At 65.1% G+C, this 14,542-nt stretch carries 10 protein-coding genes; 3 read left to right on the forward strand and 7 right to left on the reverse strand.

What is annotated here, in order from left to right; all coding sequences use genetic code 11:
* Position 1: 1 nt before the first annotated feature.
* The 7 genes from FV139_RS05965 to FV139_RS05995 all read right to left on the reverse strand — a co-directional run bounded on the left by FV139_RS05965 (position 2) and on the right by FV139_RS05995 (position 9,381).
* On the reverse strand, positions 2-427 hold the full coding sequence (locus FV139_RS05965; protein WP_148067343.1) for a nuclear transport factor 2 family protein: 426 nt from the start codon (positions 425-427) through the stop codon (positions 2-4).
* Between the two features lie 115 nt (positions 428-542).
* Positions 543-1,727 (reverse strand): hydroxymethylglutaryl-CoA reductase, encoded by a 1,185-nt coding sequence (locus FV139_RS05970; RefSeq protein ID WP_148067344.1) that lies wholly within the window; start codon positions 1,725-1,727, stop codon positions 543-545.
* 65 nt (positions 1,728-1,792) lie between these two features.
* On the reverse strand, positions 1,793-3,622 hold the full coding sequence (gene recQ, locus FV139_RS05975) for a DNA helicase RecQ (protein WP_148067345.1): 1,830 nt from the start codon (positions 3,620-3,622) through the stop codon (positions 1,793-1,795).
* A 94-nt stretch (positions 3,623-3,716) separates the two neighbouring features.
* Positions 3,717-5,186 carry an acyl-CoA carboxylase subunit beta gene (locus FV139_RS05980; RefSeq protein WP_148067346.1) on the reverse strand — a complete coding sequence of 490 codons (1,470 nt, stop codon included), beginning with the start codon at positions 5,184-5,186 and terminating at the stop codon, positions 3,717-3,719.
* Positions 5,187-5,299: 113 nt separating this feature from the next.
* Positions 5,300-6,553: a sulfotransferase family protein gene (locus tag FV139_RS05985; protein WP_148067347.1), complete on the reverse strand. Its 1,254-nt coding sequence runs from the start codon at positions 6,551-6,553 to the stop codon at positions 5,300-5,302.
* Between the two features lie 25 nt (positions 6,554-6,578).
* Positions 6,579-7,790, reverse strand: coding sequence for a DUF1214 domain-containing protein (locus FV139_RS05990; RefSeq protein WP_148067348.1), 1,212 nt, complete (start codon positions 7,788-7,790; stop codon positions 6,579-6,581).
* A 100-nt stretch (positions 7,791-7,890) separates the two neighbouring features.
* Positions 7,891-9,381, reverse strand: a complete 1,491-nt coding sequence (locus FV139_RS05995) for a flavin-containing monooxygenase (RefSeq protein ID WP_148067349.1) — start codon at positions 9,379-9,381, stop codon at positions 7,891-7,893.
* Between the two features lie 162 nt (positions 9,382-9,543).
* Here FV139_RS05995 and FV139_RS06000 point away from each other — a divergent pair, with 162 nt between their 5' ends.
* The 3 genes from FV139_RS06000 (at position 9,544) to FV139_RS06010 (ending at position 14,418) form a co-directional block, all read left to right on the forward strand.
* On the forward strand, positions 9,544-10,530 hold the full coding sequence (locus FV139_RS06000) for a helix-turn-helix transcriptional regulator (protein ID WP_187276423.1): 987 nt from the start codon (positions 9,544-9,546) through the stop codon (positions 10,528-10,530).
* 115 nt (positions 10,531-10,645) lie between these two features.
* Entirely contained in the window at positions 10,646-11,773 is a 1,128-nt protein-coding gene (locus FV139_RS06005) for a metallophosphoesterase family protein (protein ID WP_148067351.1), read from the forward strand.
* Entirely contained in the window at positions 11,770-14,418 is a 2,649-nt protein-coding gene (locus FV139_RS06010) for an AAA family ATPase (RefSeq protein ID WP_148067352.1), read from the forward strand. The genes FV139_RS06005 and FV139_RS06010 overlap by 4 nt, the downstream gene beginning before the upstream one ends.
* The last annotated feature ends 124 nt before the right edge of the window (positions 14,419-14,542 follow it).

Below are 14,542 nucleotides of genomic sequence, written 5' to 3' on the forward strand. Positions count from 1 at the left end.
GTCAGTCGTCCACCCCAAAGGGCGGTCGCTGCCCACCACAGAGTACGTCGGTGACGTGCTCAGTATCCATGTACTCCTTCAGCCGCAGCAGCTTGCCGTCACGAAACTCGAACAGGAAGTGGTAGTCGTTTTCGTAGCTCTGCCCCGATACGTGTTCACCCTGGCTCACGGCTTCAACCGCCACCTTGTCGCCCTCTGCCACCATGCCGTTGATGGTGAAACGCAGGCCGTCGGGAAACACCGTAAAGATATTGTTGATCGCCCTGGGCAATTGGTCGTACTCCGCTTCTCCGGAGATCAGGGTACTGCCCATGGTTTGCACGCAACCGTCCGGTGAGTAGGCGGCAACCACCGCGTCGACATCGCCATTGTTCAGGGCGTCGAAAAATTGGGTGACGATGGTTTTGTTGGTCTCTTCGATGGTCATGCTGCACCATTCCTGTTGCGTCGGCGTGATTGGCTGTCACCTGCATGATAGCCCCGCGGCGCGAGGGTGCCACGCCGGGGAGTTCAGCATTCTGTGCCGGGACGATGCTTGTTTTCTATCGATTGCGGCCGAGCCGCTCGTGGGCATCCACCCACTCATTGCGCCGGGTCGTCTTGTCCACCCGGCTGGCTGCGCCCAGTGACAGTTCCCCCGCTACCACCAGGGCTGCGGCAATCTCGGCGAGCTTGAGGGCCTTGCCCGGGCCGTAGCAGTCCATGATTTCCAGGCACTCACGTTGGGTAGGCAGGGCGGTGCCGCCGCCGTAGGTCGCGAGGATCAGCGCGGGCAGGGTGATGGAAAAGTGATAGTCGCCGTTGCGGGTCACCTTGTTGTAGGTGGTGCACTGGTTGGACTCGCCGATGTTGGCGATGTCCTGGCCGGTGGCCAGGTACAGTGCGGCCAGGCCATTGGCGGGGTGGGCCGCATTGTTCGAGGAGTCGGTGAGGAAAGCGCTGAGGGTACTGATGCCCTGGCCGTAGTGCATCTGCTCCGGGGTGATGCGCAGGTTGTCCATCAGCACCTGGCGTGGAATGGTGAGTTCGGCGGTTACCCGGCGTCCGCGGCCTTTCAGCAGGTTCACTGAAGAGGTCTTCTTCTCGGTGTCGAAGTTGCCAGAGAGCAGGTAGTGCGACAGCGCAGGGAACTCACCGTTGATCCATTCACAGGCGGCGAAGGTCGCCTTGCTGGTCATGTTCTGGCCGGCGGCATCACCGGTGCTGTAGTCGAAGCGGGTGAACACCATGTTGTGGGCGATGTAATGCTCGATCTCGCGCAGCTTGCCGACGCTGGTGGTGCCCTCGGCAACTGCCCGGATACGCTGGGTGTTTTCCACCAGCCACAGTTCAAAGTCGCGGGCGTCACGGGCGTTGCGGAACACGAAGACCGGCGCCCGTTGCATGGCCTCGCCGCACACGGTGGTCATGACGCCACCGCTCTCGCGGATCACTTTCATACCGCGGTTGTAGCTGGCCAGCATGGTGCCTTCCACGGTGGCCATGGGTACGTAGAATTCACCCTGGGCGTGCTCGCCGTTGACACTCAGCGGCCCGGCCAGGCCAATTGGCACCTGGGCAACCCCGAACAGGTTCTCGATATTGCCGGACATCTCTTCCGGCTTGAACGAAAACTGACGGGTGTGCTGCAGGCGGGCCGGGGTGTTGTCCTCGATAAACTGCTGGCGCTCGGCGACGACCTCCGGGCTGTAGTCATTGTCGCTGGAACGGGGGATTTTCTTGCTCACGGTACTGACTCCGGTTGTTATTGTGAAAGCCGGAAACGGTACGCGGTCGGCGGGTGGGGGTCAATTCACGCTGACGTGGTACTGGCCGCCAGATGGCGCCGGATCACGTTCAGGAAGTCGGCCCCGTACTTGTCCAGTTTGCGCTCTCCCACGCCGTTGATATGCGCCATATCCGCCAGGCTCTCGGGCAGCGTGTCGCACATTTCCAGCAGGGTGCGGTCGTTGAAGATGATGTAGGGCGGTACCCCCTGGGCCTCCGCCAGTTCCCGCCTGCAGTTGCGCAGGGCCTCCCATAGCCCGACGTCGATGTCCTCCGGCAGCGCCCCCTTGGTCTGGCGTTTGGCCGCCTTCTGGGGCTGGTCCCGGCGCAGGTCCAGCTGCTCTTCCCCGCGCAGCAGGGGCCGGCATTTTTCCTGCAGGCGCAGGGCGCCGTGGCGTTCCATATCCACGCTCAGGTATCCCCGGGCCACCAGCTGGCGGAACACCGAGCGCCACTGGTTGCCGTCGAGGTCCTGGCCGACGCCGAAGGTGGGCAGTTCGTCATGGCGCAACTGGGTCACCCGCTCGGTGGCATTGCCCCGCAGGACATCCACCAGGTGGTTGACGCCAAAGCGCTGGCCGGTACGGTAGGTGGCCGACAGCGCTTTTTGCGCGGCCTCCGTGCCGTTCCAGGTGTCTACCGGGTTGAGACAGGTGTCGCAGTTGCCGCAGGCCCCGGGGAGGTGGTCGCCGAAGTAGTGCAGCAGGGCCTGGCGGCGGCAGCTGGTGATCTCGCACAGGCCGAGCATGGCATTCAGGCGCTGCTGTTCGGCGCGCTTGTGTTCCTCGCTGCCTTCGGAGCCCTCCATCATCTGCCGCAGCTTGATCACGTCCTGCAGGCCGTACACCATCCAGGCATCGGCGGGCTGGCCGTCGCGGCCGGCGCGGCCGGTTTCCTGGTAGTAGGCCTCGATGGTCTTGGGCATATCCAGGTGGGCGACAAAGCGCACGTCGGGCTTGTCGATGCCCATGCCGAAGGCAATGGTGGCCACCATGACCAGTCCCTCCTCACGCAGGAAGCGGGACTGGTGGGTGGCCCTCAGGCGGGCGTCGAGGCCGGCGTGGTAGGGCAGGGCATTGAAACCCTGTTCGCACAGCCAGGCGGCGGTCTCCTCCACCTTGTTGCGCGACAGGCAGTACACGATGCCGGCATCCTCGGGGTGCTCGTCCCGCAGGAAGCGCAGTAACTGCTGCCGGGGGCTCTGCTTCAGGCTGATGCGGTAGCAGATGTTGGGGCGGTCGAAGCCGGCCACGAACTGGCGGGCCTGGCCCAGGTCCAGCCGCTGCACGATTTCCGCCCGGGTACGGGCGTCGGCGGTGGCGGTCAGGGCGATGCGCGGCACCGATGGAAAGCGCTCATGCAGCAGGCTCAGTTGCAGGTAGTCGGCGCGAAAGTCGTGGCCCCACTGAGACACACAGTGAGCCTCGTCGATGGCGAAGAGGGCGAGGTGGGCCCGCTCCAGCAGGGCCAGGCTACGCTCCTGGATCAGTCGCTCTGGCGCGATATAGAGCAGGTCGAGCTCGCCGGACAGCAGGGCCCGCTCCACGGCCACGACCTCCTCCATGGCGAGGCTCGAATTGAGGAAACTCGCCCGCACCCCGAGCTGGCGCAGGGTGTCTACCTGGTCCTGCATTAACGCAATGAGCGGCGAGATCACCACCGCACAGCCGGGGCGCACCAGGGCGGGAACCTGGTAGCACAGGGACTTGCCGCCCCCGGTGGGCATCAATACCAGGGCGTCGCCACCGGCAATAACGGTGTCGACAATATCCTGCTGGTGGGCGCGAAACTGTTCGTAACCGAAAACGGTCTGGAGGGTGGTGAGGGCAGCGGTTGCAGTGCGGGTGTCAGTCATGGCGCGCAGTATACCCGCCCCGGCCGGTGATGAAATGCGCGGCGCGCCAGACGGACGCTTTTGCCCTGTTTAAGCGCCTGTTTTGGCGCGTGTTTCAGGTCCTGAGCGCGTTGAGCACCTCGTTGCGTAGTTGCCGCGGGTCGATCACCCGGTCGAAGGCCATGGCGTCAGCCGGAATCCAGGCCCCGGATTGCAGGGCCGCCATGCGCTCTGCCTCGTCCTCTGCGGCACCGCTCGCTGCCGCGCCGCCCAGGGCGGGGACGCCGCCCAGGCTGACGCAGGGCAGGGCCAGGCTGACCACCTGGTGATCGAAGGGGTTCATGCCCATCACCGAGCTGCCGAAACCGAAGGCCTTGCGCAGGGTGATCACCACCTTGCGGCCGCGATGGGCGCGCTGGGCGCGGAACATGTGGCCCGCGGCGCGCAGTATGCCGGACTGCTCCGAGGCCGGGCCGGGCATGACCCCCGGGTTGTCCACGAGGCTGACCAGGGGCAGGTCGAAGGCACTGGCCATGTCCAGGAAGTGGGCGGCTTTTTCCGCCGCCTCGCTGGTGATGGCCCCGGCCTGGACAGCCGGCTGGTTGGCCAGCAGCAGGCACGGGGTGCCGCCAATGCGGGCGAGGGCGGTGATGATGTTCCTGCCGTAATCCGGCTGCAGTTCCAGCAGGCTGTCTTCATCCACCAGCAACTCGAGGACCCGCTGCATGTTGTAGGACTGTTGCGGGGTTGGAGGGATGATGTCCAGCAAAGCCCCGAGGTCGGGCTCTTTGGTGTCCGGCCGCTCGCCGGTGAGGGGCAGCGATGCGCCGGCGCGCAGCGGCAGGTAAGACAGGAAACGCCGGGCCAGGGCCAGCGCGGCGGGGTCGTCGGCGCACAGGTTGTGGGCAACCCCGCTCTCCCGGGTGTGCATGCGGGCGTTGCCCAGCTCTTCGGGGGTCACTGTCCGGCCCAGGGCGGCCGCCACCAGCGGCGGTCCGGCGCTGAACAGGGTGGCGCCTTCGCTCATGATGATGAGGTCGGCGAACATGCCGGTGAGGGCGCCGTGGCCCGCAGAGCTGCCCAGCACCAGTGAGACCACCGGTACCTGGCCCTTGAGATCGGCCACCAGTTGCAGGTCACCCGGGGCATGGGGATAGCGCTCGGACTGGTTGGTTGCGCGCTCACCGGCGCCGTCCAGTATCAGCACCAGCGGCAGTTGCTGCTCCAGTGCCAGGCGCACCAGGCGGGCCCGCTTGGCCGCGTTGGGATGGCCGATGGAGCCGCCTTTGACCGTGAAGTCCTCGGCAATCACCACCACCGGGCGGCTGTCGATACGGCCGCTACCGCCAACCAGGGCGTCCGCGGGCACCGGGGGTTCGCCGCCCGGATGGCAGCCGCCGGCGAGTGCGCCGTATTCGCTGAAGCTGCCAGCATCCAGCAGCAGGTCGATACGCTCCCGGACCGTCAGGCGGCTGCGGCTGTGCTGGCGGGCGATTTTGTCTTCACCGCCCATGGCGCGGGCCCAGGCGTTTCGTTGTGCCAGCTGTTCCAGCAGCGCGTTCCAGAGATCACGGGAGTCTGACATGACCGGGTCCGATGCGAAAATGAGGGCTAACGTTACGGTCCGGCACAGGGTGGGGCAATCCCCGGGAGGACTTCCCCGGGGATCGGTTTAATCTGGTGGCATGCGCGCTGGCGTCAGGCCTCGTCGGGTACGTTGTAGTGGCGCTGGTAGCGGGCAAACAGTTTTCGCTCGGCAGCGCGTGAATCTTCGACGCTGTAGGCATGCTTGCCGAACTTGCCCCGGGGCTTGCCCGCCAGGTAGCTTGCCATGGCCGCGCGCGTGGCCTCTGCCAGCGGCATGTCGAAGTGTTGGTAAAGGGCTTCGATGCAGGCGAGGGGGTTATCCATGAGGTCCTGATAGCGGGAGTCGGCGATGCTGTGTGAAGGAATGACGCCGGCCGCACGCTGGTCCATGACCTTTTCCAGACGGGCGGCAGTGGCCTCACCCATGATGATGTTCTCGAACAGCGCCGCATTGAAGGGCTGGTCCGAGCGCATGTGGTAGAGCGTGCCCATCAGGCTGGTGGCCGACGCCATGCACTTGATCGGGTCGCGGTGGGTCTGCACGATGCGCGCATCCGGGTATACCTGCAGCAGTACCTCCAGGTGCACCTGGTGTTCCGGTGCCTTCAACAGCCAGCGCTTGCGGGGGTTCTTCCACTGCAGGATCTGCAGGATGGTCTTGTGGTAGCGGTAGACCGGGGCGAAGTCCGCCTGTGCGAGCCAGGCGCCATAGCTGGGCGTCTGGTGCAGGGAGGCGATGTGGTCGCTGATGAAACTCCCCGCCATCAGCAACCCGCACTCGGCGGGTATGTCCCCACGCATTTCGTGCATGCCGGCGAACTCGGGTGCCACCCGGTTCCACTGGGTAAACAGCCTGTCGGCCCAGGCGATACGTGGATCATTGTGATAGCTCGCGGTTTCCGGCGGCGGACAGGGTCTGAGGGCTTCCCACATCTGCGGCACCCCGACGTCGGCATCCTGCGACAGCAGTTCGTAGAGAATGGAGGTACCCGAACGGGGCAGGCCCGCGATCACCATCGGTGCCGGTACTTCCTGTTCCAGGATTTCCGGGTGTGACGCCAACAGCGCCGTGACCTGCAGCCGGGTACACAGCCACAGGAAGATATCGTGGCGCGCCATCAGGCGCCCCATCAGGGTGAGCTCGGCTTCGGTCTCCAGCGCACGGATCAGGACCCGGAAGGGTTCACGCCAGCCGTCGTCACCAAAATCCGACAGGCCGGTGGCGCGGCCGGCCTGCGCGAGCAGGGAGGCCTCATCCAGTGGTACCACGGCCTGCAGGTCGAAGCAGGCACCTTCGGCGTTCATCGCCGAGAGCCAGTCCGGGTGGGGTGGGGCGGTGCACTGGGCGGTGGGTGCGGGTGCCATGGTCGTCTCCTTCCGCTAAGCCGAATTACGCCCGAAAGCGCTTGCAGATCCCGCGCCGCCGCCCCGCCAGTTGTTGGCGCCGCTGCTCCGGGCTGATGCGCTGCACCGCGGCGGGCAGGTACCGTGCGAGTTCACTTGATTTTACCTGCTCGCACCGGGGGACCGGGCAGGAACTCGCGCCCATCCAGCGGGTGGTGATGTAGCCCTCGACGTGCCCGGAAGGGTCCAGCCAGTTTGGCAGGCCCGGGTCGGTATGGGCGACCACCAGGATCAACTCGCCGCTGTCTTCGAGTACGGCGTGATGGCAGTTGGTGCTGCACAGGCGGTAGCGGTAGTCCATGGTTTCCCACCAGTAGTTACCGAACTCCACCGCCCAGTAGTCCGCTTGCGGTGGCGTGACCCGCACGATGAGGGCCTCGTCTTCGGGGACCTGCCAGTAACAGATCAGCGGCTCGCCGCCGGGAGTGGCGTCGATCCTGTTGTCGTCCAGCTGGCGGTAGGACAGGAAGCGGTTGGGCTGGCAGCGCCACTTGTCGATCATGTCGGCCCAGTAGCGGGTGGACGTGCGCACCCACTCAGCGCTGGCCATGAGGCCTCGCTGCAGGTCTGCGACCCCGAATACAGGGGCGGGAAGGTCGTCCCCGAGGCGGTCGATGCGGGCGTCCATGGGCGCCTCGTTTTCCCAGTCGGCAAAGAACTGGCGAACGGTGACCCGCCAGCTGCCGGGGGTGGTCCTGATCCAGTTGCCGTTGCCGTTGTCGTTGCTGGAGCCCGCGGGAGGCTCTGGCCCGAGGAAAATCTCGAAGTAGCCATCGTCATCGACATGGATGTCGCGGTCGATCAGGTTGCCGACCACCCCACCGCCCCAGGGCGTGGCGCCGTCCTCCAGTACGGTGACCGCAAAAAAACGCGCCTGGCCGCGGTAACCGCTGATGCGGTAGCTGTGTTCGCCGTTGACCGGGGCGCCCACGTAGAGGGCGTCGGTGTTGTCGCCGCCCTGTTTTCGCAGGGGGTCAAAATAGCGCAGCAGCTCCGGGAAGTCGGGGTTGTCGTTTTCCAGGTTGAACTGCAACGCCAGGGAAATGTTGCGGGCCAGCAGGCGCAGGCCCTTGGCGCGGTCGATGTCGTGGTGGGGGGCCGTGTCGCGAAAGACCAGCTCCCCCGCCGATTTCAGCTCGTCGCAAAAGGCGTTCCAGCTTTGCCTGAGTGTCGCGTCATTGGGATTGTCGCCAAACATGGTGTTGCCCCTGTCGGTGTGAGTCGCTATGACCTGTGCCGCATCATACCGGCCCGGGGGCAATGTCGGGGCGGGTTAACCGGCACGCCCGGGGCCTGGTTCAAGTATTCGTCGCAACCGGCTCTGGCAGGTCGTAGGCCGCCCAGTCCGGTTTTCGCATCAGTTCCACGAAGCGGTTGTAGTTCCACGGCCAGCTGGAGGGGACCCCGTCCTTGTCGAGGTACCAGCTGACGCAGCCGCCCTGGAACCAGACGGTTTTCTTCGCCGCCTCGACCCGGGCCGCCTCGTAGGTGTCCAGGGCCTCCCGGGTGGGAGCGAGCTCGGGACACTCGCCGCTGCGGATCCGGTCCAGCAACTGTTCGATGTACACCCACTGGTTCTCGGCAATATCGATCAGGGAGAAATTGCCCACCGGGCCGGAGGGGCCATTGAGCATGAACAGATTGGGGAAGTCCGGCATGGAAATCGCGAGATAGGCCAGTGGCCGGTTTTTCCACAGGTCTTCGAGATCAGCGCCATTGCGCCCGGTGATGGTCATCGGCCGCATGAAACAGTCCGCGTGGAATCCGGTAGCGAAGACGATGATGTCCAGCTCGTGCAGCACGCCGTCCCGGGTGCGGATGCCTTCGGGTTCGATGCACTCGATGCCCGCCGTCACCAGGGCGCACTGTGGATGCTGGATGGCCTGGTAGTAGTCGGGCGAAAAGATCAGGCGTTTACACAGGGGGGCGTGGTCCGGGCGCAACTGTTCCCTGAGTTCCGGGTCGGTGACGCTGTTTTCCAGGTTGGCCAGGCAGTAGTCTGCCATCTCCCTGGCGCCCTCGGACTCCATGTCGGTAATGGCCTGGGTGTAGCGTTCGACCCCCGCCATGTACTCCTCGGTGTTGAGCATCTCTTCCATCTTTGCCGGGTTGCTCATGGCCGCGCGGAAGGCGGCTCGCTCCTCCTCGCTGAAGTAGCCGTTCTCCACCGGCATGATCCACTGGGCAGTGCGCTGGTAGTGCTCCAACTTCGCCGCCTTGCCCGCCAGGGCGGAGATGATCTGCACACCGGTCGATCCGTTGCCGATCACGCCGATGCGTTTGCCTTCCAGGGACACACTGTGATCCCAGCGCGCAGAGTGGAAGAGCTGGCCATTGAAGCTGTCGGCGCCCCGGATGTCGGGAAAGCGCGGCTTGTGCAGCACGCCGGTAGCGGCGATCAACACGTCTGCTACATCTTCGCGGCCGCTCTTGAATCCGAGGTGCCAGCGACCGTCGCGAAACTCGGCACGGCTGGCCTCTTCGTTGAAGCGAATCAGGTCGAACAGTCCGTATTTGGCCGTGGTGCGCTCGAAGTAGTCCTGGATCTCCGCCCCCGGGGGCAGGTGGCGGGTCCAGTCCGGGTTGCGCTCGAAGGAGTAGGTGTAGTGATGGGAGGGTACGTCGCAGGTCAGCCCCGGATAGGTGTTCTCGCGCCAGGTGCCGCCGACACGGTCGGCCTTTTCGTACAGGGTAACGTCCCGGTAGCCGCGTTCCAGCAGCTTGATTCCTGCGAGGATGCCGGCCATACCGGCCCCGAGGACGACGACGCGTAGATCTTGCTCTGCCATGGTGATTACTCTCTGTTTCGCTGCTGCTTTGGATGGGTACAGCTTAGAGAGCTCTGGTTTAGCAGGGCATATCAAAAGTGATAATTCGACACTACATTATTGCTCGCATTTCCGGGGCGGGTGTAAGCTCGACCCATGGCAAAACCAGTGCGGGAAAAACAAGTGCGCGAGCGGTCCTCTCTCGAGGCGGTGCGGGATTCCTTTATGCCGCTGGTCAGCCTATTGCAGGGCGAAGTGACGACCACGGCGGCCAGCGCCCGGCGGTCGCCGCGCAACCTGGGAGAATTTACCCGCTGGTACCTGGAGGTGGTGCAGCAACTCGAGGCCCAGGTGGCCGAGGAGTTCGAGCGCCCCTCAATGGCACGGGATGCTGTGGAGTTGATGTGCCGCAGCGCCCTGAGTGCCTCCGACCTGGCCGAGGCCATCGCCATCTGCTCTCGCTTTATGGCCCTGCTGCATCCCCGCGCCGGCCTGTTGACGCTGGTGGTCAAGGGCGAGACCGCTTCCCTGCAACTGGACTCCCTGCGCCCGCGTACGACAACCGCGAGCAGCCTGGTGGATATCACCGGCCTGTTTGCTTTTCGCCAGCTGTTGCAGTGGCTGTCCGGTCGCGAGTTGCCCCTGGCCCAGGTGCGCATCGGCCCGATCCAGCGCGACGATGTGCTGCCCTTTCTCAAGCTGTTTCGCGCCCCGATACTGGCCGGGGGTGAGCATTACTCCCTCGACTTTCACGCCGATGCCCTGCACTGGCCCTGTGTACGTGGCCGCGCCGAGTTCGACAGTTTCTTCGACTGCTTCCCCTGTGCCGTCTTCGGCCTGCGGGCCCATGACCTGCGTGCCCAGGTCAGCGCCTTGATGGTGGCGGCCCTGGAGCGTGGTGAGGGCATTCCCACCCAGGACCGTCTGGCGAGCATCCTGGAAATTCCCCTGTCTACCCTGCGCCGGCGGTTACGGGATGCTGGCGCCGGATACCGGGAGTTGCGCGAGCAATGCCTGTCCGAAGTGGCGATCCGCCTGCTCCAGCGCGGTGATCTCAGCATTACCCAGGTCGCCGCACGCCTGGGCTTCAGCGACGCGGGGGCGTTCCGGCGGGCCTTCCATCAGTGGTACGGCTGTTCGCCGAGAGCCTGGCTGGCGGCCCGGGAGTAGCCTGCGTTCACGGCAGGCGAATCACTTCCGGTTGGCCGGATGGAATTGCCAATGCCGGCGTTAGCTAGTGTAATGCCCGGGGTTTCCCGCCTGCACATCACTCACTGGAGAAGGAATGCCGCGTTTTATTCACACCGCCGACTGGCAGATGGGCCGTCAGTACAGCCGCTTTGAAAGCGATGATGCCGCGATGCTGGTGGAGGCCCGCTTTACTGCCATCGAACGGATTGCGGAGTTGGCCAATGAAACGGCTTGCGATGCGGTGCTGGTGGCCGGTGACGTGTTCGACAGCCAGACCGTAGCCGATCGCACCCTGCTGCGGGTATTCAACGCCATGGCGGGCTTTGCCGGACCCTGGGTACTGCTGCCGGGCAACCACGATGCCGCCCTGAGCGAAAGCGTGTGGACCCGTGCCCAGCGCCTGCAGGCCGTGCCGGACAACGTCATCCTGGCCCTGTCCCCCGGGGTGTATCCCCTCCCGGAGCAGGGACTGGCCATACTGGCCGCGCCGCTCCTGCAGCGCCATACCTACGATGACCTGACCGCGGCCTTCGATACGCTCGCAAGCGAGCCTGGTTTGCTGCGTATCGGGCTGGCCCATGGCGCCGTGCAGGGCCTGCTTGCCGAGGATATCGACTCGGCCAATCCCATTGCTCCCGACCGGGTGCAGCGAGCGCAACTGGATTACCTCGCGTTGGGTGACTGGCACGGCATGAAATCCGTGAATGAGCGCTGCTGGTATAGCGGTACGCCCGAGCCGGAGCGCTTCCGCGACAATGACCCGGGATACGCCCTGGTAGTCGAGGTGTCGAGCCCCGGGGAGGTTCCCGACATTACCCCCCACGCCATCGGCCGTTATCAGTGGCAGCAGCGACGACAGGAATTTACCGTGGCTTCTGACCTCGATGTGTTTATCGAGGCCTTGCAGCAGGTGTCGGAATACGCGGTCCTTGAGCTTACCCTGGCTGGGCAGATGAGCCTGGCCGACGAGGAGCGGCTGGCGCAGGCCCTGCGCCAGGCCCACGCCCGCTGTCGCAGCCTGCAATGGAATGACAGCGATCTCCGTCTGTTGCCCACAGAAGACGATATTGCCAATCTGCATGCCGACGGCTACCTGGAGGACGTGATAGCGGAACTGAATGCACGCCAGGCCGCCGGCGAGGACGAGACGGCCCGGGATGCGCTGCTGATACTGGCCAGCCTGTTACGTGAACGACAGCCAGTGGAAGGGGTGAAAGCGTGAAGTTGCTTTCGCTCACCGTGGACCAGGTACGACAGTTCCGCGCCCCCTTTACCCTCGACGGACTGGCGCCCGGTATCAACCTGATCAGTGGCCCCAACGAATCGGGTAAAAGCACCCTGGTGCAGGCGATTCGCGCCGCCTTCTTCGAGCGCTACGCCTCGAGCAGCGTCGACTACCTGCAACCCTGGGGTGATAGTTCGGCGGCGCCCAGCGTCGAGTTGTTGTTCGAGGCCCAGGGCGCCCGCTGGCACCTGCGCAAGCGCTTCCTGAAAAAGAAACGCTGTGACCTGACCATAGATGGCCAGTCCTGCAGTAACGACGAGGCCGAGGAAAAACTGGCCGGGCTGCTGGGCTTCCAGTTCGCGAAAAAAGGCGCCAGCAAACCCGATCACTGGGGCATCCCGGGCCTGCTGTGGGTAGAGCAGGGGGGCGGTCAGTCCATCGAGGCGCCGGTATCCCACGCCAGCGAGCATTTGCAGTCTGCCCTGAACAGCCTGTTGGGAGAGGTGGCCTCCAGCAGCGGCGACGACCTGATCCAGCAGGTGGAGCAACAGCGCCAGCTGTTGCTGACCGCAGCCGGCAAGCCCCGTGGCGAATACGCAGAACTGGCTACGACCTGCAGCGCGCTGGAGGGGCAGCTTGATGACCTGGATACCCGCATACGGCACTACCGCGAGCGGGTGGACAGGCTGGCGCTGGTGCAAACCGAGCACCGCCGGGCGGAGCAGGAACGGCCCTGGGAGAGCCAGTTGCAGGAGGCCGATAAAAGCGCCCGTCAGCTGGCGGCCATCGAGCAGGAGCAGCGGGAATTACAACGCGACGAGGACCAGCGCCGGCAGACCGAGGCCACCCTGCAGGCCTACCGGGACCAGCAGGCGCAGGCCCATCGACAGGCGCGGGAACTGCAGCAGCGCAAGGTTGCCGAGGCCGACGCCGAGGCCGCACTGGAAACTCTGCAGCAGGCGAGCGAACCTGTACAGGCCAACGTCGCTGCGGCCCAGCAGGCCTATGACAATGCGGCCCGTGAACTGCAACAGGCGCGGGAGTGGGAGCGTCGCGACGGCCTGGAGAAGGCCTTGCAACAGGCTACGGAACAGTTGGCCGAGGGACTTGATGCCCTGCAAAGGGCAGAGCAGTTGCAGCAGTCTCTGGCCGGGGTCCGGCAGGCCCTGGGTGAACTCCGTATCGATGAGGCTGTTGTCGAAGACCTGGAGCAATTGACCGCCGAACTCACCGATACCGGCATCCGCCTGGAGGCCATCGCGACGCGCGTCAGTTACCAACTCGATCCCGGTGTCAGCATCACGCTGGCGGGAGAGCAGGTAAGCGAAAGTGGCGAAACCCTGCTGACCGACGCGACCCGGATGTCAGTCCCCGGTGTGGGCAGCTTTGAGATCACACCGGGCGGCACTGATATCAATGCCCTGCGGCGTACCCAGTCAGAGCAGCAGGCGGCAGTCGCGTCCCTGTTAGCGGAAACAGGCGTGTCGTCACTGGAGGAGGCCCGCAACCGCGCCCGGGAACAGCGCCGCCTGGCCGAGGACGCCAAACGTCTGGATGCCGAATTGCGGGCAGTGGCTCCCGGCGGGCTGGATCTGCTGCGCGAGCGGCACGCTGAATGTGCGCGGCAATGCGACACCGCTCGCCAGCAATTGCAGGCCCTGCCCGCGGCCGCTGAGCGAACTGGCCCCTCGCCCGACGTCGAGGCGGCGCAACAGACGCAACAGGACGCCGCTGGCGCGCTGAAGGCGGTAGAGGCGAGGCGGGAAGCGCATCAACTGGAGTTATCCCGTGCAGAGGTGCGCCTGGATAGCGCCCGTACAGAGGTCAAGCAACTGGCCAATACCCTGGCAGCACCTGAGTTCAAGGCGCGTGAGAACGAGCTCGCCGATCAACTACTCCGCACGGAGCAGGCGCTGGCGGCCTGCCTGGAGCGTATCGAGCGGCGCCAGCGGGAGATCGACGCGGCGCGTCCGGACCTGCTGCAGCAGGATATCGAGCGCCTGCGCAGCAGCGCGACTATCCTGCAGGAAACCCATCAGAAGCGGGCCGAGGAGTTGGCCAGCCTGCGCAGCGCCCTGCAGAGTGAGGGCGCCCATGGACTTGAAGAAGAAAGAGCCACGCTGGAGAACAACCTCCAGCATAACCGGCGGCGCCACGCCGAGTTGGAGCGTCGCGCCCGTGCCCTCGACCTGCTGCTGAGCCTGCTCACGGAGCGGCGCCAGGAGTTGACGCGGCGCCTGCAGGCACCACTACAGAAGCACCTGGATCACTACCTGGGCATTCTGTTTCCGGACGCCGGCCTGCAGGTGAACGACGCCCTGGTCCCCGAGCAGTTCCAGCGCAAGGGCGAACTCGGTCGTTTTGCCGACCTCAGCTTCGGCGCCCGTGAGCAGACCGGCCTGATCGCCCGCCTGGCCTATGCCGACCTGCTGCAGGAGGCGGGCCGGCCCACCCTGATCATTCTCGATGACTCCCTGGTGCACAGCGACCGCGAGCGCCAGGGGATCATGCAGCGCGTGCTCTTTGATGCGGCCCGCCGCCACCAGATACTGCTCTTCACCTGTCACCCTGAAAACTGGCAGGGTCTCGGTGTGGCGCCAAGAGACCTGCCTGCCCTCAAGTTGGGTACAGCCGGCGCTTGAACGGTTTCCGCAGACCGGTGTGAGGCAGCGCTACCGCCCGTCGATTCAACAGGCTGAACCAGTTGCCTCCCTGGTGTTGCCTGCACTTTACGCCCTGCTGAATGGGGAGGCAGTATCGGTGGCA

The organism is Parahaliea maris (genome assembly GCF_008064665.1).
Lineage (GTDB): Bacteria > Pseudomonadota > Gammaproteobacteria > Pseudomonadales > Halieaceae > Parahaliea > Parahaliea maris.